Below are 20,076 nucleotides of genomic sequence, written 5' to 3' on the forward strand. Positions count from 1 at the left end.
ACTCAAAAGACTAAATAGCCCTAACTAATTCTTTGGTCTCGGTGTATCAATACCATGCCCGCTGTCTTCGTTATGAGCTTCCCTCTCAGCAGGCTTATCTAATGAATCCTCTCCGTGCACAACTGATTTCTTCGTGGTTTTGTAGTCATGTTCGTCTCGAGCAGTATCACCTAGGTTTCGCGTCAGGCCACTAGCACGCAACACAGTTACGATTTTAGCATAAGAATCATCTGAATGGAAGCCATTTTCTTCTGCGAGAACAACCAACATTTGCCTCATCGCCGCAATAGGATTAATATTCATAACCTCTAGAGGGGATGCAGGGGTAATTTTTTTTGCAATGGCACTAGAACAATTATCAGTAATATTAGACGGCTTTAAGTTATAAGGCATAATATCCGATTCCATTACATTTATTTCAAAATTTTTAATCATTTGCGTATTCAACTGTACAGCATAAAAGGATGTATTGTGCCCATCAGTTATGCCTTTCTTTACATCAGTCAACAATGCGGCATCTCTATCTTTAAATTTGGAATTTAGATGGCTAATAAATGTAGCATTATAATATAATGAAATATGTCCAGGGATCAGTTCTTTTGCAATTCTTTGTGGTATTGTTTTCAGAGGTTCTTTTTGAGTAAACAATTCTACTATTTCCCTTTGAATAGCTGGTTCAGCACTAATAACAGTGCCACGAATTATTAATGTGACTTCATTATTTTTATCTCCCAGCTCTTTTATCAGCTTAACTTCCCGCAATGATCTTATTTGATATTCTTGTTGGGTTTCATGATCTTTTTTATCGGGGCCTAACTTGATTACCCTTCCCATCTTGCGCGGCAAATCCCAAACAGAAGAATGCAACGGTCTAGACAGCAAATTAAACTGAAAAAGTCGATTTCTTTCATTAATGATTCTTCGCATACAGTTCTCCAACTTACTTCTAATTATATTATAGCTCCCTGTATTGATATCGTCCAACGACCGCCATTAATTTGAAGAGGCGAGCCACATGCTTAGTTAGCAAAACTAATATCCAATTTATAATTATACCCAAAAATAACGTTTGACAATAACTCCATGTTTTTTTATAGTAAAAATATGGCAACAACATTACGAACACAATCTTTTATAGGCGCCGCAATCGGTACCATGATCGAATATTACGATTATGCTTTATTTGCCATTTTTCTTCCGTTGATTGCCACTCAATTTTTTCCTGGAAAGGATGCTTATGAAGCCTTAAGCAACGGATATTATATCCTTATGATTTCTATGCTGGGGCGTCCACTTGGAGGAGCTATCTTTGGACATATAGGCGATATGATTGGTCGACCTCGCGCATTACTACTCTCCATGTATGGAATTGCCGTCACTACTTTTATTATTGGTATCACGCCTACTTACCAAAGCATTGGCATTTGGGCTATTGTCATTATTGTCATCACTAAATTTTTTCAAATTGCTTGTTTTGGCGGGGAATATAATGGCGCAGGAATTTATGTCGTTGAACATTCCAAACCTACGCGTGAAGGATTTTCTGGAAGCGCACTCGCTGCAATAATGACTTCAGGTTCAATATTTGCGTCATTATTCGGCGTATTACTCACTATGGATTTTATGCCCAGCTGGAGTTGGCGCATCGCATTTTATGTTGGGGGTCTCATTGGTGTTTTTGGCGTTCTTTATCGAAAAAAACTACACGAATCACCTCAATTTAAACCCGCCAATAACAAAGAGCATTCATTAAGAAAATTAATACAACTGTATCCGCGCCAAATTATTGCCGGTGCGTTTATCGGTGGATTTATTACGATTCCTTTCACCACAGTACTTACATTTGTAAATCCTGTACTCATGACAAAAGGGTTTATGACTGCTCATCAATTAATGTGGCTACAAACTTTGATGATTGCAGTAGGTGTCATCATCATTTTAATTACCGGAAAATTAGCTGACTACTTTTCAGCTAGAAAAGTCATGCTTTTTGGGGCAGCTTCATTGATAATATTTTCTTATCCACTACTTCTATTAATTGACCAACACTCTTTTTTCTGGCTAATTTTTAGTTCCATTATTTTTGTCACTATTAATGATATTATTCTTGGACCCTCGAATGCATTTCTGAAAAATATTTTTCCACCCGAATTTCGATATCGTGGTAGCTCACTCGGATTTACACTTGGCATGACAATTCTCGGAGGCCTCACAGCCCCCATCGAAAATGCTCTTTATCATGCAACAGGTTCTTTCGCCGCAGCTTCTCTTTGGTTAATATTTATCGGCATCGGATCTTTTTGGTCTATTAACCGTGCTAGCTCTAGTCAATTATGGAAAATTTCATCTTTAGAACAGTCAACTGCGAATAATAATTAGAAAGGGTGATGATACATCCATGCATTAGATCAAAAGAGACGGACTACTCTATCACTTAGGAGATCAAGATACTTTTGCTTCATATCTGCACTCAAAAAACTGATGTCAATTAATCTATTCCATTCGGGTAATTGGGCTTTGATCTTTGCTAGCTCAGATTCAACAATTTTTTCATTCAGCCCCATTCGATCTTTTCCAAAGTAATCAATGATATCTTTTCTCCTGATGTTGCTCTTTTTTCCGTTGAGCGGAAGCGCAAGTTCTTCTTTGCCAGACAATATTATACTTGAGCTTAAGAAATCATAGGCAGGGGAAAGCCCAACTTTATTATTTCTCGTAATAAGTGAAAAATTTTTTAAATGCATATCTTCATTTCCAATTAAAAAATTAAAAACTGTACGTGTAAATAACTTAACTTTTTCAATCAGTGGAAACGTTGTAAATTGATCGACTATTGAAACCACTTTTTCCATGGAAGAATCGTATTTAGTTGATCGCGTGTGTTCAGAAAGTTGTGAAAAATCTTCGACGGACAATTTTTTCACTTGACTCAATCGGTCAAATCTTTTAATGAAATATGTAAATGAGCCATCTACTCCATACAGTAAGCCATGGAGAGGTACTTCAATACCAATGCAGGCTGCTAACCTCATTGTTAAATCTTCATTCTGTGGAACTTCGGAATAAAGTTGATGCTCAGGTTTCAATATATATTTACCAAATGAATCGACAATCTTAAAAGATTCATTTTTGATGCTCAAAATGGCGCTTAATTTCGGCTGAACACCTTGAATAGACATTTTATTAGCACGTTTGATGGCTTCTTTACGTAATTCGTCAGCTGTTAGTTGTATCAAGGAAAGATTTTTCAATTTAGGTGACAACAGATTCAATCCACGTTCAGAATAGCGGCGATCGTCTCGAATCGATTCGTAGGTTATAGGACAAATTCTCATTTGATTTCCTTGACCGTCACAGATCCGACCAGATCATTGCCTACTCTTACTAATTGACTAAAATAATCTCCACTATCAATTTTCTCCGCTTTAAGTAACGCCAATAACATTACACCTTCTGGTAAAACACCGTCAAAAAAAGGAGGGAATTTTTTATACTCATAACGTTTATGCACTAATGGCATTGTCAGTGAGATGGGCGGGCCATTATAATTCTGGATATATTCAAATATATACATCTTCTCATCAGTTTCTGTCAGAACGCCAGCCTGAATATCATGATTAAATACTTTAGCCTGTCTCATGCTCTGTCTCCGTATAACTCAGTGGCGTTTTTATCAGTAATTTAATATTTAGCACATGAAGAACTTTTAATAGCGATTGTAGTCGTACAGTCGATTTAGCGTGCTCAATATCAAAAACCACTGTTTTGCCAACCCCAGCGTAGTCGGCCAATTGCTTTTGGCTTAAACCTGCTTGCTTTCGATCAAACTGTACCGTTTTTGCAATTGCTGTAATAAAGTCACTCATCCATTCTATCCAAAATTACTGTCTTAGCGGTAACTTTAGCCTGTTTGCATAATATTGTCAATGTCTAAATAAGCAAACTTGATATTTTTACCGCGATAACAGCAATATTGCCATGTTTGCCTTATTTTTGTCGCCGCCAATGATACAAACCAAACAATATTACTGTTATCACGGTAATATTTGCAGAATAGCACCATTATGTAATACTGCAAATGACTCGGTACTCTTCTGATGCAATGGGTGTCACTGATAATCGATTACCTTTGCGAAGAATGACCATTGAAGATAAATGAGGATGATCACGAAGTTCGCCTAGTGTTAAAACACGATCAAATTTTTTTAATAACTTAACATCGACCATACCCCAACGAGGATCAGCAGGAGAACTTTTTGGATCAAAATGATCTGAATCAGGATCGAACTGAGTATCGTCGGGATAAAATGATTTTACAATCTGTACCAGACCAACAATTCCCGGTTCATCGCAACTGGAATGATAAAAAAATCCTTGGTCGCCCTCTTTCATATCATCACGCATCATATTACGGGCTTGATAATTTCGCACACCATCCCAACCAGTGATTTGATTGGGGCGTTTAGCTAAATCATCAACACTAAAACAAGATGGCTCGGATTTGAATAACCAGTATTTCATTGTTAGCTCTCCTAGTATTCTAAGACAAATTGAACATACCATAATTTCTATGCCCGAACAATTCATACTGGTATTCAGCATTATGATCCGCTTATACTACGATTTTTGCCATTTGAATGGACGCTTATAATGACTACGTTAAAATCATTAAATCCCGCAGACTACTCTGTCATCGGAGAAGTCAATGTATCATCGGCGCAAGATATTGCTGAAAAAGTTCAACTTGCACATGCCGCTAAAAAACCATGGAAAACATTGGGCGCAAAAAAACGCGCTGAATTATTGCGACCACTGCACAATACGATAGAAAAAAGATCGCATGAAATCTCTGAACTCACTTCTCTAGAAATAGGCAAGCCAATTTCTCAAAGCATCGAAGATATGGAATTTACGCTCGATTATCTACAAGCATTTGTAGATGATGCACCCGGCTATTTGGAAAATGAAATTACAGTGAGTGAAAAATCAAAGGATCAATCAGCATTTCATCAAATTATTTATGAGCCTATTGGCGTGACTGCGTGCATAGTACCCTGGAACTATCCATTAAGTAATTTTATTTGGGGCGTTATTCCAAATTTAATTGCTGGAAATCCTGTAGTATTTAAACATTCGGAAGAATGCCCGTTAATTGGTAAACTCATCGAAGAAATGATGGACGAATTGCAATTACCTGATGGAGTATTTTCTGAAGTATATGGTGACGGTAGCGTCGGCCATTCACTTATTGAACAAAATATTGATTTAATTTGGTTCACTGGCAGCTCACACACAGGGAAAGAATTATTTGAAATTGCAGCCAAAAAAGGAATTAAAAGTGTCCTCGAAATGGGAGGGTCTGACCCCGCCATCATTTTTGAAGACGCAAAAATTCTAGATTTTGATCGTGTCATTTCTCGAGTTTATTCCCAACGATTTGAAAATTGCGGCCAAATTTGTAGCGCTGCAAAACGATTAATTGTTCATGATTCTATTTTTCAAGATGTGCTAGATAGGCTGGTTAATTATTTGAGCACCGTGAAAATTGGTGATCCGCTAGATCCCAACACACAATTGGGTCCTCTCGCCGCAGAGCGACAATTACAATTATTAGAATCTCAAATTAAGGATGCTGTAGCATTAGGGGCAAAAATAGTATGTGGCGGAAAAAGACCCGAGAATCATGAAGGAGCCTATTATTTACCCACTCTACTTTCTGATATCAAACCAACAATGCGAGTTTGGAAAGAAGAGACGTTTGGCCCTGTATTACCAATTGTCACTTTTTCAACAGAAGAAGAAGCGATCGCTTTAGCAAACGATACAATCTTTGGACTCAGTAGTCTTATTTTCACTTCTGATTCCAAACGAGCAAGACGCGTCGCTGCCCAAATCGAAGCAGGATGTGTAGACATTAATTTTGGAAGTCACTGGCGACCATGCAATCCCTTCGGTGGTTACAAAGCTTCTGGCGTTGGACGTGAGCATGGAAAATTTGGATTTCAAGAACTCACGCAAGTGAAAGTAATAGCCGAATAAATTAGAGAGGTTTAATATGATCATGAGATATCTTTTAATACTGCTTTTATTGTACCCTTTTAACAACGTAGTCTATAGCTCGGACACATATCATAAAGTTGAAAAAAATAGATTCTATATGCTTAGTCTTGATGTACCTAAGGCCATCATGTCTATTGATCCGCTGAAAGATAATGTGCTCAATCGATTCAAATCTGCAGCGGATGAAACCAAAAAAAATGCTGACGAAGAAAAAACGAGGCACTCTGGATATTTTCCACCTCTTTCATTAGAGACAAAATGGCAAATTACATTTGAAAACAAATCTGTAATTAGCATTTCAGGCATTACTTATGAATACCAAGGTGGCGCTCATCCTGATACCTATTTTCAAACAATTGTTTGGGATAAGATAAATAACCGAGACATTCCAATCACTGAATTATTTAGAAAAGACAAAGTTGACCTTGCACTCAAAGCAATCGCTGAATCAGCTCAGAAGTCTTGGATAAAAATTTATACACAACGTACCGGCGAAAAACCAAGTCCCGATTTGGTAGAACAAACCAAACAGGAAATAGCATCTGACCCCAAATTCTTAAAAAATTACACGCTTACTCATGCCAAGGGACATGCCACGATTAACGGCATCGAATTACTTTATGGCACAGGTGAAATCTGGCCTTATGTACTCGGTGAATTTCGCATTCCTGTTCCACTCGCAGTTTTTAGCCAATATTTGGCGTCACCGCATCGAGAAAGTCTGCGCAAATATTGATGCCGTAGATTTTTTCGAGCTCACGAACGCATGTTGGGCTGGTAACGTTTATTTCAGTTAAATAGTCACCGATAACATCGAGGCCTACGAGAAGTAATTTTTTTTCGCGAAGCGTGGGTCCGACCTGCGAACAAATCCAGTGATCACGTTCGGTCAGTTCAACTCCAACACCTGTACCTCCAGCAGCTAAATTACCACGAATTTCACCAGCTTTTGGAATTCTGGCTAAAGCGTATGATATAGGCTCACCGTTAATCATAATGATGCGTTTGTCACCTTGCGAAATTTCGGGGATAAATTTCTGGGCCATTATATAAGAAGTTTCATTTTTAGTGAGCGTTTCAATTACAACCATCTTATTAACATCGTGTTGAGTTAGCCTGAATATTGAACCTCCGCCCATACCATCAAGAGGTTTTAGTACAACATCTTTATGCTCATCAATAAAGTCTTTTAATTGATTCGCATTACGAGTGACCAACGTTGGGGGTGTACATTGAGGAAACCAAGCAATAAATAATTTTTCATTGGCATCTCGAAGGCTCTGAGGTTTATTAAAAACTTTCACGCCTGATTTTTCAGCCAACTCTAGCAAATAGGTTGTATAAACATATTCTGTATTAAATGGAGGATCTTTTCGCATTAAAATAATATCAAAATATTTTAACTCTTGAAATTTCTCATCGATAATGTCAAACCAATGTTCTGAATTATCATACAGTTTTACTTGATCACAACGTGAGCTTACAACCCCATCTTTTAAAAATAAATCTTTTTGCTCCATTACATGAACTTCCCAATTACGACGCTGCGCTTCCAACATTATCGCAAAGGTTGTGTCTTTAGGCGGATTAATTGAAGTAATGGGATCCATCACGACCGCTAATTTAATGCTCATGTTGTAGTTCCTTCATTTCACGAGCTGCTGCTAACGCAGCCAATCGTGCGATCACACCATAACTGTAAAAACGATTGGTACTTTCGTGATTGCTACCGCATGGATCGATACAGGCTTCAGCAAAGGCCAATGGTTCAAAATTCATTCCTGGCGCATTAAGATTTTCGTCTATACCACGGTCTGCATGGACACGATAGAAACCTCCGATCACATGATTTCCGATCATATATACGACGGGTTCAGCCACCGATTCTTTTTCCCCTACTGTTTCAAAAGTATAAACGCCTTCTTGAATAATCACACGTGACACGGATTGCCCACCTTTAAGAGCAGCCATTTTTGTTCTTTGCTTCCGATTTAACTGCGTCAATTCTTGTGGGTCTTTGATCATCATCACTGCCATACCGTATGTGCCTGAATCCGCTTTTACAACAAGAAACGGATCATCTTGAATATTATACTCTTGATATTTCACCTTCACAGCATTAAACAACGTTGTTGCATTACGCACTAAACATTCTTCACCTTCACGCGTCATAAAATTTATTTCTCCACAATATCGAAATAGTGGAGAAATAAGCCAAGGATCTAAATTTAATTCACGCGCGAATTCACTCGTTACATTCGCAAAATGTTGAAAATGAGCTGATTTTAATCGTTTCGCCCAACCTAGTTCTGCAGGTGGCATCACAAGTTGATCTAGATTTTCAAAAATAGGTGGGACACCTGTTGATAAATCATTATTAAGTATTACACAACACGGAAAATAATCCTCTACTCCAATTTTGTTTTCTCTACGAATAGCCCGCTCTAAAACTATTTGACGCCCTGAGGGCAAATCGATTTTAGTGGATTGCTCGAGATCTTTCGAAAGAGAACCGATACGTACAGCAAAACCTGCTTTAGTAATGATTTCTTGTAACGTTGCCAAACTTTCCAGGTAAAAAATATTGCGCGTATGGCTTTCCGGAATAATTAAAAAGTCAACTGTTTCAGGGCAGAGTTTTTCTGCAGCATTTTGCACCGCTTGAATCGCTAAAGGTATAAATTCTGGATTAAGATTATTGAATCCCGCTGGAAATAAATTCGTATCCACTGGCGCTAATTTGTAACCTGCGTTTCGTAGATCAACTGAACTATAGAACGGGGGCGGAGTTAATCGCCATTGAGCTCGTAACCAGGTTTCAATACCCACCTGATGATTCAGCAGATCCTGTTCTAATTTCAACAAAGGGCCTGTCAACGAGGTTTTTAAATGAGGTACTTCGATTTTATGAGTCACCCTCTTTCTCCCTACTTACTCAAAGTAACAATAGTAGCAGATAATAGGGGGTCAAGTCTTGAATTATGAATTTAAGCTCACCCATTAACATTATTGGGTGAGCTTAAATTCATAATTCAAGACTTGACCCCCTCCTGTGAAAACCACGCCACTACTGATATAGTTAGGATTATGCATTATCTAGGTAAATTATTAGGTTTCATTGCGGGCTGGATGTTAGGCGGGCCGATGGGCGCCATCTTTGGTCTTCTTATAGGCCAATATTTTGACTTATCGGCGTCCGGATATTGGAGTGCGCCTCATCAAAAGTATCAGACTACAGGAGAATCTTTTAGTCGCGCTGCAGCACAGCGAGCTTTCTTCGAGTCAACATTCCTCGTCATGGGACACATTGCTAAAGCCAGTGGTCGAGTTGGTGAAGGCGAAATTCAGGCCGCTCGCATAATTATGCGCAACATGAATCTAAGCTCAACATTAAAACGCGAAGCCATTGAATTTTTCACTCGAGGCAAGGAGCACCGCTTCAACCTTGAGGTAACCCTCGATAAGCTACTTCAAGCCTGCCAAGGTCAATTAGATGTCCTGCGTATGTTTGTTGACATACAGTTTCAAGCCGCAGCAGTTGAAGGGTTTATCAGCCCCCAAAAACGCGACGCTCTAGAACATATTTGTAGAGAATTAGGATTAAACTCAATGGATTTTTTCATTTTCCATCAGCGCCATCATCGACACTATCAGGAATATACCTATAATCAAAAAGCAGGTGCTGGAGCGGGCCCACAACGTCCTCGTTATACAAGCCCAATTCTTGAAGATCCTTATAAAATACTGGGAGTTACTTCAAAAGCTACAGATGCTGAAGTGAAAAAAGCCTATCGAAAAAAAATCAGCGCGAATCATCCTGACAAACTCGTAGCAAAAGGACTACCTGAAGAGATGATTAAACTTGCCAACAAAAAAACTGCTGAAATTAAGAAAGCTTATGATACTATTGCCAAACAAAGGGGGATTAAATAATGCCTGACTTCAAAATTGCGGCTTCAATTCTTTCAGCGAATTTCGCCAAACTCGGCGAAGAAGTAGATAACGTGTTATCAGCGGGAGCAGATTGGATTCATTTCGATGTAATGGATAATCATTATGTCCCCAATCTCACTGTTGGACCTATTGTTTGTGAATCATTGCGAAAATATGGCGTTCAAGCCCCCATTGATGTGCATTTAATGGTTAAACCTGTTGATCGTATTATTACCGATTTTGCAAAAGCGGGCGCATCTTCGATTTCAATTCATCCTGAAGCAACTGAACATCTTGATCGTTCACTTAGTTTAATTCATGAATTAGGATGTGCTGCCGGACTTGCATTGAATCCAGCGACCCCTTTAGATTATTTAGAATTTGTACTTGATAAAATTGATCTAATACTCATCATGTCTGTTAACCCAGGTTTTGGCGGACAAACATTTATTGAATCTTCTTATGAGAAAATCAACAGAGTAAAAAAAATTATTCAAAACAGTGGGAGAGCGATTCGATTAGAAGTAGACGGTGGAATTAAGGCTGATAATATTGGAAAAATTGCCGCCGCAGGCGCCGACACTTTTGTTGCGGGCTCAGCAATTTTCGGTAGCAAAGATTATACAGAAACTATCGCACGTTTTTACTCTGCATTAAAACACAGCCATCACTGATTAAACCCAATATGCAACAGATGTCATGACTTTTGACATTGCAGTCATTGCAAATTTGATTGGTGAAGGCAAATCTTTTCCGCCTGCCGCTGATGCTGCAGCAGCATGTTTTGCTTCATCTTTTCGCATTTGAGACACAATTGCTCTACTTTTCCGGTCACTAGAAGGAAGTTTTTCTAAATGAGAATCTAAATGTCCAACCACTTGATTTTCAGTTTCAGCAACAAAACCTAAACTCCAGCGATCACCAATGATTCCAGCGGTAACACCCAGCGCAAAAGACCCGGCAAACCAAAGAGGATTTAAATAACTTGTATGACTATCTAACTCATGAATTCGTTCTGCACACCATGCTAAATGATCTACTTCTTCATCTGCCGCTTCACGCATTTTTTGACGTACTTCTTCTTGACGTCCTGTGAGCGCTTGGCCAGCATACAAAGCTTGTGCACACACTTCACCCACATGATTAATTCGCATTAAACCTGCACTATGTTTTGATTCACTCTCCGAAAGTTTTGTTTGTGGTTCATTTTCAGCAGGATTTAGACGATGAGCGACGGGATTTGCGAATAATGTACGCAATCCAAGATCCATTTGGACGATCAATGAATCCAAAAAATTTCGCGACGATCGATTATTGTTCATAGCATCTCCCGGTTGAGAATTTTGGATGTTTTGCCACCTCATTACATCATCATAAAGAAAAAAACTTTTCCACTTCATCTTTTTTCTGCATCGTATCATTGTAGCCTATTTCAATTAAATCTTCAGTATAAGCTGCTTCAAACAATAAAAAGCTTAAAAAGTCACCACTTTGTTCTTTTTCTCCAAATGAATTCATAAGATAACGCAGTAAAAAAGGCATTACGACTTCTTTTTGAGTAGCGATACGCGCCAAATCAATTGAGGGGGTAAGATAGAGAATTTTTAATTCACGCCAAGCCGATTTGCCGCGTGTTTCGGAATCCATCAATTGATAATTGTAATTAATAGTATTCATATGCTCCAAATCTCGATCTAGATTATCTAAAAAAGCATTGAACATCATACCAAGAATTTTCGAAAAATTTACATCTGTAATCGATTGAAGGCTATTCAGCGCGTCAATTTCGGGCGTTTTTCGTGTACCTATAATTAATATGGCTTCAGCACCTAATTTAATTGATGCTCGGAGCGGTGATGAATGTCGTAATCCCCCATCACCATAGTGCATATTGTCAATTTTTTCAGCGGGAAAAAACATAGGAAATGCGGATGAAGCCATAATATGTTCAGCAGTAATCACCGCTTGTTGAGAATAGTGCCGAATTTTTCTCCATCCAAGCGCAGGATCTTGTGAATGAACAAATGAGATTGTCTGCGAACTATCATAACACGTCGTAGCCACTTCAAATGCCGCTAGAATTCCTTGATCGATATTTTTTTTAATGCGATCAAAATCAATATGTTCGTTTAGCAACACACGCAAGGGGTCAGTATCTAATAAATGTTGACCACCAGACAAATTCAGATGAAAGGCCATACTTGCAAAATTTCGCATTACAGATTTTGCCAACGATAAATTACCCGCGCGGAAAATTTGCTCTGAAGTCAAAGAGCCCCATAATTTGATCATGTGGTTGGTGCCTACTCTAAAATCATCCGCATAAGCAGCAAGATGAGCACCATTAATAGCACCCGCGCTTACAGTGCTTAATATAGATGCAGGAAATTGTCCCCCGCCCAGAATGTCGCAAATACATTTGAGAACACCGGCTTGGTAGGCTCCTCGCGCACCTCCTCCTGATAAAAAGATCGCTTTATTCACACTTTACCTCCCTTTGACAAGCACAACCCGTATTAATACTGTCTGATTTTACCATTAGTAGTCTTCACAGCAATCTTTTTCTCATAGACAATATGAAGCATGTGGTTATAATGGCACTAGCTTCTCGATTTAACATTTTTTGAGTTCATAGAGACAATGACGAAACAGACTAACGGGTTTGAAAGCACTTTTGAACAAGTGCCTCTACGTACGTTCACTGAAAAAGCATACCTTGATTATTCAATGTATGTGATTCTTGATCGTGCCCTACCCAATATTTGCGATGGGCTAAAACCTGTTCAACGACGAATCGTCTATGCGATGTCTGAGCTAGGATTAAAAGCGACTGCAAAATACAAAAAATCTGCACGTACTGTGGGTGACGTCCTTGGTAAATTTCATCCCCACGGTGACAGCGCCTGTTATGAAGCCATGGTGTTAATGGCACAAGATTTCTCCTATCGTTACCCTTTAGTTGATGGCCAAGGAAACTGGGGTTCTTCTGATGATCCAAAATCTTTTGCTGCTATGCGTTATACTGAAGCGCGATTATCGCCTTACGCCGAAGTCCTATTAAGTGAACTCGGGCATGGCACTGTTGATTGGGTACCGAATTTTGACGGCACTCTCGATGAACCCGCATTACTGCCCGCACGTTTACCTAATATTCTCTTAAATGGCGGGACAGGTATTGCAGTTGGCATGGCCACTGACGTTCCTCCACATAATCTTCGCGAAGTCGCTCAAGCTTGTGTAACATTACTAGACAATCCTTCTGCTTCTCTAAAAGAAATTTGCGAAATTATTCAAGGCCCTGATTACCCTACAGGCGCAGAAATTATTACACCACGCTCCGAAATTTTAAACATGTATCGCGAAGGAACAGGTTCAATAAAACAACGCGCTGTTTATCAATTGGAAGAGGGTGATATTGTCATCACAGCATTACCTCACCAAACATCGCCCGCTAAAATTATTGAACAGATTGCTGCTCAAATGCAGAATAAAAAATTACCCATGGTCGACGATTTACGCGATGAATCTGATCACAAAGATCCTGTGCGTCTTGTTATTTCACCTCGCTCCAATCGTATTGACACTGACGAATTAATGGCGCATCTCTTTGCAACAACTGATTTAGAGAAAAATTTCCGCGTCAACTTAAATATGATCGGCATCGATGGAAAACCACAAGTCAAAGGATTGATCACAATTTTAACTGAGTGGCTAGAATTCCGACAAGAAACAGTACGCCGACGTTTACAACACCGACTCGATAAAGTACTTGCCCGCTTGCATATTTTAGATGGTTTGTTAATTGCATTTTTAAACATTGATGAAGTCATTGCAATTATTCGAACCGAGGACAAACCCAAAGCTGTCTTGATGAGCCGATTTAAGTTAACAGACGAACAAGCCGAAGCTATACTCGAATTAAAATTACGTCACTTAGCAAAATTAGAAGAAATTGCGATTCGTGGTGAGCAAGATGAATTAAGTAAAGAACGCGATGAACTTGAAAAAATATTGGGCTCTACTCGTCGACTCAAAACACTCATTCGTAAAGAAATCGAAGCGGATGCCATTAAATACGGCGATGAAAGACGCTCGGCTATTGTACAACGCGCAGAAGCTCTAGCCATTCGTGAAGATCAAATGATTTCTGCTGAACCTATTACCATTATTATGTCTGCACAAGGTTGGATTAGAGCAGGTAAAGGCCATGAGATTGATGGCAAACAATTAAATTACAAAGCAGGCGATCAATTTAAAGCACAAGTGTATGGACGATCGACATTGCCCGTGATATTTCTTGACTCGACGGGTCGCAGCTATAGTTTGCCAGGACATAATTTACCTTCTGCACGAGGCCAAGGCGAACCACTAACAGGACGATTAAAACCAGAGCCTGGCGCAACTTTCGAAGCTATTCTCACCGGTGAAATGAATCAAATCTATCTTATCGTCTCCGATGCAGGCTATGGATTTATCACTGAACTTGAAAATCTCATTAGTAAAAATCGAGCCGGCAAAGCACTTCTCGCTTTGCCAAAAGGTGCAAAAGCCCTCGCTCCTCAACTTGTCACTGATTTAGAAACACAATATTTAGCAGCGATTAGTAATGAAGGCAGAATGTTATTATTCCCTATTGCAGAATTACCAAAACTTCCTCGCGGCAAAGGAAATAAAATTATGAATATTCCGTCTGCACGCGTAGCAAATCGTGAAGAATATTTAGTTGCCGTTGCAATACTCAACGAAAAATCAAGCCTCACACTTCACTCTGGAAAAAGACATTTAACAATAAAACCTGCCGATTTAGCGTATTATCAAGGCGAACGAGGACGTAGAGGCAATATGTTACCTCGTGGATTCCGTAAGATCGATTTTGCAGAATCAACGAATGGGTGAGGAGATACAATGCTAGACTTCAGTTATATTGACCAATCATTACTACCTGGCGAAACCGTTGTGTACCGAACTCATCCTCACTGGATTATTTTTACTCCGACCATCATTTGGGTTGTTGTGATGCTGTTGTCACTATTAATATTGCCCGATTTTCAATTTGGAAAAATGGCTCTTTTCAGCAACCGTCCTTTTTATCTGATTTTTGCTTTTATTGCATTATGCGGAGCAACTGTCAACGGAGTGGTAGCTTATATTCAATATCGCACATCTGAATACGGCATTACAAATAAGCGCGTCATTGTAAAAGTCGGTTTTATTCAACGCGCAACACTCGAAATTTTATTGCCAAGAATTGAAAGCATTCAAGTTGTTCAATCTGTATCTGGGCGACTTTTAGATTATGGAACGATCATTATTGCAGGTACTGGTGGCAGTCGAGATGCTTTCCGTAATATGCCTTCTCCTCTGAAATTTCATCTCATTGCACAAGAACAAGCGGAACTAAAAAGCAGAAACAACAATGACGGGAACTAATAAATTATTTGGCGCCATTTTACTTATTGCAGGAACTTCAATCGGCGCAGGTATGCTCGCCCTCCCAGTAATTACGGCACAATTTGGTTTCTTAGCCGCAATCACTCTATTCATCCTCTGCTGGGCCATCACCACTTACGCGGCTTTTTTAATGCTCGAAGCCAATTTATGGCTACCACCAGGCGCTAACATTATTTCAATGACAAAAGAAACGCTTGGAAAAAGTGGTGAGATTATTGCTAGCCTTGCTTATTTATTTTTGCTTTATTGTTTGATGGCCGCTTATTTATCAGGCATGAACTCACTCATCACGACTTCTAGTGAAAAAGTGGTTGGCTTCGCACTGCCCTCTTGGGGAACTACTTTATTTTTAGTTTCTATTTTCGGTATTGTTGTCACTCTTGGTACAAAATTAATCGATTATTTAAATCGCTTTTTAATACTCGGTTTTGTCATAAGTTATTTTGGACTTTTAGGCATTTCGGTTCCCAATATTCACATAGAACAACTGTACCATACGAATTTTATTGGCATGTGGTTAGCGCTACCCGTATTAGTGACCGCTTTCGGATATCAAATTATCATACCTAGTTTACGTTTGTATCTTAACAGCGATGTCAAAATGCTCGTAAAAGCCATTCTCATTGGAAGCTTTATTCCGCTCATCGTTTATATATTATGGGAATTAGTTATCCTTGGAATCATTCCGTTGAATGGAGAACTGAGCTTAACCTCCATTCTACACACCAGCAGTCCTGAAATTGGTTGCACGAAAGCACTAGAAAAAATACTCAACAATCATCTTATTGGATCACTTTCTAGCGCTTTGGTATTTTTTGTTATCTCAACATCTTTCATCGGCGTCTCCCTCAGCTTATTTGATTTTATTGCTGATGGATTACATCTAACTCGCAGCACGTTTCATCGTCTCCTCATCGCAATCGTTGCTTTCACACCACCCTATATTTTTACTCTCACTTCTTCACATGCTTTTATCTCAGCATTGGGTTACGGCGGTATATTTGTGGCAATTCTCCTCATACTACTTCCCGTGACAATGGTCATGCGTGGTCGTTATGTGAAGACAAAAAAAAGTGCACTAACAACACCTGGCGGAAAGATTGGACTGCTGATGGCAATATTATTTTCACTTTGCGTTATTGTTGCTCAAATAGCCACTTCTATATTGCAACACACTTAATATCTCTAATTAGTTTTTTTATCTGATGCTATGAGTATACTGAATTCGATGAAAAAGCCTGTAATTCCTGTTTAATATGACTATCCAATACCATCAACCATGACGGGTGCACATCACCCACAACAGGTGGAGCGTGCCGTAAATCATTAGGCGCGATCACCACAGTGACATTTTTCAATCCTACGTGATATACCATCGCAAATAATTCTTCGGCAAGACGATTGCCCACAGCTATACAACCTATTGAAAAATGTCCACCATGAATATAAATATCACCGCCTAAAGATCGTCGGCCATCATTATAAGCACGTGCTAAATCAAAAGAATTCGGATAATCGATGCGCATAGAAACATCATATTTACTAAAGGGGTTTAAGGCAGAAATATGATAAACACCTTCAGGGACCTGACGATCGCCTTCGCGTAATTTAGGTCCGGGACCACCACTCGCTGCGAGCACATGAACATTCTCGATTAATTTCCACGGTTGATTAGGATTTTGTGCCCATAATTCCATCATTCGTTCATTTTTAAAAATCAACAACGCCATTTTTTTTGGAGGATAATCAACATGCGCTTCTATAAACTTAGGTTCAAACTCTTTTTTAACCATCTTATCAAAGCGATTAACTTTTTTACGCATTACGTTATTGTATTGTCCAGGACTATACTGAGATTGTTGAGTCGAACAACCACTGATCAAAGTGGCTAATAGGCTCATCACTATAATTTTACATTTTAGTTTCATACTACTCTCCTTGTGTTCATTATTTAGGCTCGGATTATTACATATCGATTCCCTTAAACTCAATAGTGACAGCCCCTATTTCACCTCAACATAAGTTTTGCTATGATCTTGTTTGTTAACGCACAGCTAAACCGTGGAAAGTTAACTGCCCTTCAAACTAAAGAGAGAAAAGCCATGAAATTATTTCGTTTGACGATTGCAACCCTTCTTGTTTCTTCCACCTTGGTCGGATGTATGACTTTAGACCCTTACACAGATGAACCACGAGTCTCAAAAGCGACGGTGGGTGTTGGCATTGGAGCCGCAAGCGGCGCACTCATTGGTTCCGCCTTAGGCCACTCACAAGGCGCTCTAATCGGAGCCAGCGTTGGAGCTTTAGCTGGTGGCGCGATTGGTAATGATATGGATCGACAAGAAGCGCTTTTACGCAGACACTTAGCACGGACTGGTGTACGTGTTGAACGCGATGGTAACGATATTCGTCTCATCATGCCTAGCGACATTACCTTCGCAAACGACAGCGCAAAAATAGATCCACACTTTTATCCTACTTTAAACTCAGTTGCGAAAGTGATGCGTGAGTTTCGAAATACCACTATAAAAGTCGCTGGCTTTACGTCTAGCACAGGGAGTGACAACCACAATCAGATTCTCTCTGAAGATCGCGCAAGTAATGTTGCTGATTATCTTGGTTCACATGGCGTTAACCCAAATCGGATCACACCGGTTGGCTTTGGCAAACGCTACGCCATCGCAAGCAATAACACACAGGATGGCCAAGCGCAAAATCGTCGAGTTGAAGTGACTCTGCACGCGATTTAACGTGTTTATTGTAAGAAATTTGGAAAAGGGTAAGAAAAATCTTCTGCTTTCTTACCCTACTATCTCCTATAATACCCCCTCGCTATCAATGAAAAAGACTATAAAAACAGACTTTTGAGCTTCATCTCTATATTCAAATGTGTTAAGCTCTCCTCATAAATACAATATGTTGAATCGAACTAATAAAACATGATCAAATAAGTAAAGAGGTAAAAATGAAAATTGCAGAAGTTGATGTAAATATCGGCCATGGTCGTATGAGACCAGCAGCCTTACTCGACATGGATCATACACTCGCCTATACAGCCTATGTCAAAAATGACAAAGGTGAAAATGAAACCGACGAAACTGGTGAAATTAAAACAGAAATCAAATATAACATTGATCTGTTAAATAAACTTAAAGCGAATGGCATTCGAGATGTTTATTTATTTACAGACATGACATTATCAAAAAGCTCCCTTGAAGATCGACTTAAAGCAATAAAATTTCTAGAAGAAATGGGGTTTACTGTTCATGGCGTCATCACTCCTCTTGATTTCTTTTGGAATTTTGATTCCAAGATTCTACGAGAATTTGAAGAAGCCACATATAGAGCAGGCGTCGTATTGACAGCAGGGCGTCAAAAAAATATTGATTTATTACAAGGAATAATCAAAAATTTTCCAGAAATTATGGAACATATGGATAGCAATGAATACCCCAATATAGGCATTGCTTTTAAAGAAGCTACTCTACCTTGCAATCTTTCAAACCCAGACAAAATAAGAGAGCTTCAACTCCGTGGCAATGCCTGCAAACACGCCATTGATGCAATGTCACTATTAAAAGAAATCCCTACCTGCAAAGGGATCATGTTTATGCAATTTATTTCTCACCTGCTAACATGGATGTCTGCAATTTACGTTTTCGATGACATGAAAGAAAATAACCAAGCTGTAAATCAATGCAATTCTGCGAAATTGCCAGTCTACACAGTCGATGGTGAATTTTCTCAAAAAACTCATACATTTCCAGACAACACCACAATAAATGCTGAAGAAGTCTCTGTAGAAGCACGGTTGACCTATATTGCAGTGGATACTTTAGCTGCTATGGAAAGCTTAAAAAAGGTGAAAACATTAGGTAATATTTTTTACAAGACAGAATCTGAACAGGCTTTAAATCTGCTGACTCAAATTAAAGTGACTGAAGATTCATTTCAAGCCATTTGGAGCCAATATATTGCTCACTTTCAAAAAATATCGAAAAATTTTTTTGGAAACTATCAACCTTCTGCTTTGGACAAACATTTACTACAACTTATTAGCGAAGATGAAATAATCTGCAAAAAAATAGGAATACAACGTGTAATTTTCATGGGACACACATCTTCGAGAACAAAAGATGAACATTATCAAAAAATTTTGGAGCGTCTATTATCTTCTGGTCCTCAAGATAAAAAAAATCTTTCTACCAGCTCATTACATTCCAGCACTGCTCAAATACCTAAATTACCCAGTTTAAGATCAAGCGGAAATATTCCACTATTTGCTTCCGGAAAATCTAAAGAGAAAGAACCACCTACCCGAGTCGTCAGACTACGTTCATTCAGTGATGCGCAACCCCATATGGATACAATTTCAGCCAGCGCCAAACAAAAAGCTACTAGCGAAGAGTCTGTGCAACTCGATAGTCTCCCTCTTAATAAAAGATTAGATTCTCAACAACAACTTAAAATGCTCGAAGTATTAGGTGTTATTCGAGAAGATAGCGAATCAAGTAGCGATTCTGAGCCTGTTATAGCAAGAACCACCAATGGCTCAGGTGGTTTTTAGCAACATCTCCCTGTTAAGAATTATGTATTTTTTGATTACTCATTCCCTATTTTAATGGTTGTTGT

General features: G+C 39.0%; 20 protein-coding genes. 10 read left to right on the top strand and 10 right to left on the bottom strand.

The window, feature by feature from the left end; genetic code table 11:
* Window positions 1-24: 24 nt before the first annotated feature.
* A complete protein-coding gene (locus tag K2X50_02255) occupies window positions 25-927 on the bottom strand; it encodes a hypothetical protein (protein MBX9586057.1) in 903 nt (300 codons plus the stop codon).
* Window positions 928-1,083: 156 nt separating this feature from the next.
* Between K2X50_02255 and K2X50_02260 the strand changes: the two genes are divergently transcribed.
* Complete coding sequence (locus K2X50_02260; protein MBX9586058.1) at window positions 1,084-2,379, top strand: MFS transporter; 1,296 nt, start codon at window positions 1,084-1,086, stop codon at window positions 2,377-2,379.
* Window positions 2,380-2,408: 29 nt separating this feature from the next.
* On the opposite strand, the gene K2X50_02265 is transcribed toward K2X50_02260, so the two are convergent.
* The 4 genes from K2X50_02265 to K2X50_02280 all read right to left on the bottom strand — a co-directional run bounded on the left by K2X50_02265 (window position 2,409) and on the right by K2X50_02280 (window position 4,521).
* The gene (locus K2X50_02265) at window positions 2,409-3,335 is read right to left on the bottom strand and encodes a HipA domain-containing protein (protein ID MBX9586059.1); all 927 of its coding nucleotides are present in this window, start codon (window positions 3,333-3,335) and stop codon (window positions 2,409-2,411) included.
* Complete coding sequence (locus K2X50_02270; protein MBX9586060.1) at window positions 3,332-3,640, bottom strand: HipA N-terminal domain-containing protein; 309 nt, start codon at window positions 3,638-3,640, stop codon at window positions 3,332-3,334. Before K2X50_02270 ends, K2X50_02265 begins: the two co-directional genes overlap by 4 nt.
* On the bottom strand, window positions 3,627-3,866 hold the full coding sequence (locus K2X50_02275; GenBank protein ID MBX9586061.1) for a helix-turn-helix domain-containing protein: 240 nt from the start codon (window positions 3,864-3,866) through the stop codon (window positions 3,627-3,629). Before K2X50_02275 ends, K2X50_02270 begins: the two co-directional genes overlap by 14 nt.
* A gap of 196 nt (window positions 3,867-4,062) precedes the next feature.
* Window positions 4,063-4,521 (bottom strand): EVE domain-containing protein, encoded by a 459-nt coding sequence (locus K2X50_02280; protein ID MBX9586062.1) that lies wholly within the window; start codon window positions 4,519-4,521, stop codon window positions 4,063-4,065.
* Window positions 4,522-4,650: 129 nt separating this feature from the next.
* Here K2X50_02280 and K2X50_02285 point away from each other — a divergent pair, with 129 nt between their 5' ends.
* Both K2X50_02285 and K2X50_02290 read left to right on the top strand, forming a co-directional pair.
* Window positions 4,651-6,039, top strand: a complete 1,389-nt coding sequence (locus K2X50_02285) for an aldehyde dehydrogenase family protein (protein MBX9586063.1) — start codon at window positions 4,651-4,653, stop codon at window positions 6,037-6,039.
* 118 nt (window positions 6,040-6,157) lie between these two features.
* Entirely contained in the window at window positions 6,158-6,796 is a 639-nt protein-coding gene (locus K2X50_02290; protein MBX9586064.1) for a DUF3298 and DUF4163 domain-containing protein, read from the top strand.
* On the opposite strand, the gene gshB is transcribed toward K2X50_02290, so the two are convergent.
* A complete protein-coding gene (gene gshB, locus K2X50_02295) occupies window positions 6,747-7,694 on the bottom strand; it encodes a glutathione synthase (protein MBX9586065.1) in 948 nt (315 codons plus the stop codon). The two genes, K2X50_02290 and gshB, sit on opposite strands and share 50 nt — an antisense overlap.
* On the bottom strand, window positions 7,684-8,964 hold the full coding sequence (gene gshA, locus K2X50_02300) for a glutamate--cysteine ligase (protein ID MBX9586066.1): 1,281 nt from the start codon (window positions 8,962-8,964) through the stop codon (window positions 7,684-7,686). The genes gshB and gshA overlap by 11 nt, the downstream gene beginning before the upstream one ends.
* Before the next feature lie 183 nt (window positions 8,965-9,147).
* Here gshA and djlA point away from each other — a divergent pair, with 183 nt between their 5' ends.
* Window positions 9,148-9,993: a co-chaperone DjlA gene (gene djlA / locus K2X50_02305; GenBank protein ID MBX9586067.1), complete on the top strand. Its 846-nt coding sequence runs from the start codon at window positions 9,148-9,150 to the stop codon at window positions 9,991-9,993.
* On the top strand, window positions 9,993-10,667 hold the full coding sequence (gene rpe, locus K2X50_02310) for a ribulose-phosphate 3-epimerase (protein ID MBX9586068.1): 675 nt from the start codon (window positions 9,993-9,995) through the stop codon (window positions 10,665-10,667). The genes djlA and rpe overlap by 1 nt, the downstream gene beginning before the upstream one ends.
* Here rpe and coq7 read toward each other — a convergent pair whose 3' ends face one another.
* Both coq7 and K2X50_02320 read right to left on the bottom strand, forming a co-directional pair.
* Entirely contained in the window at window positions 10,668-11,315 is a 648-nt protein-coding gene (gene coq7 / locus K2X50_02315; GenBank protein MBX9586069.1) for a 2-polyprenyl-3-methyl-6-methoxy-1,4-benzoquinone monooxygenase, read from the bottom strand.
* Between the two features lie 49 nt (window positions 11,316-11,364).
* Entirely contained in the window at window positions 11,365-12,477 is a 1,113-nt protein-coding gene (locus K2X50_02320) for a patatin-like phospholipase family protein (GenBank protein MBX9586070.1), read from the bottom strand.
* A 156-nt stretch (window positions 12,478-12,633) separates the two neighbouring features.
* Here K2X50_02320 and parC point away from each other — a divergent pair, with 156 nt between their 5' ends.
* From parC to K2X50_02335, 3 genes are read left to right on the top strand one after another with little or no spacing between them, the layout of a single operon-like run.
* Window positions 12,634-14,889 carry a DNA topoisomerase IV subunit A gene (parC, locus tag K2X50_02325; GenBank protein ID MBX9586071.1) on the top strand — a complete coding sequence of 752 codons (2,256 nt, stop codon included), beginning with the start codon at window positions 12,634-12,636 and terminating at the stop codon, window positions 14,887-14,889.
* Window positions 14,890-14,898: 9 nt separating this feature from the next.
* Window positions 14,899-15,423, top strand: a complete 525-nt coding sequence (locus K2X50_02330) for a PH domain-containing protein (protein MBX9586072.1) — start codon at window positions 14,899-14,901, stop codon at window positions 15,421-15,423.
* On the top strand, window positions 15,410-16,624 hold the full coding sequence (locus K2X50_02335; GenBank protein ID MBX9586073.1) for a tyrosine transporter: 1,215 nt from the start codon (window positions 15,410-15,412) through the stop codon (window positions 16,622-16,624). The genes K2X50_02330 and K2X50_02335 overlap by 14 nt, the downstream gene beginning before the upstream one ends.
* 28 nt (window positions 16,625-16,652) lie before the next feature.
* Here the strand turns inward: K2X50_02335 and K2X50_02340 are convergent, their stop codons facing one another.
* The gene (locus K2X50_02340) at window positions 16,653-17,372 is read right to left on the bottom strand and encodes a L,D-transpeptidase family protein (GenBank protein MBX9586074.1); all 720 of its coding nucleotides are present in this window, start codon (window positions 17,370-17,372) and stop codon (window positions 16,653-16,655) included.
* A gap of 174 nt (window positions 17,373-17,546) precedes the next feature.
* On the opposite strand from K2X50_02340, the gene K2X50_02345 reads away from it, so the two are divergent.
* Both K2X50_02345 and K2X50_02350 read left to right on the top strand, forming a co-directional pair.
* Window positions 17,547-18,194: an OmpA family protein gene (locus K2X50_02345; protein ID MBX9586075.1), complete on the top strand. Its 648-nt coding sequence runs from the start codon at window positions 17,547-17,549 to the stop codon at window positions 18,192-18,194.
* A gap of 215 nt (window positions 18,195-18,409) precedes the next feature.
* Window positions 18,410-20,011 carry a hypothetical protein gene (locus K2X50_02350; GenBank protein ID MBX9586076.1) on the top strand — a complete coding sequence of 534 codons (1,602 nt, stop codon included), beginning with the start codon at window positions 18,410-18,412 and terminating at the stop codon, window positions 20,009-20,011.
* The last annotated feature ends 65 nt before the right edge of the window (window positions 20,012-20,076 follow it).

The sequence above is a fragment of the Gammaproteobacteria bacterium genome (assembly GCA_019748175.1).
Classification (GTDB): domain Bacteria; phylum Pseudomonadota; class Gammaproteobacteria; order JAIEPX01; family JAIEPX01; genus JAIEPX01.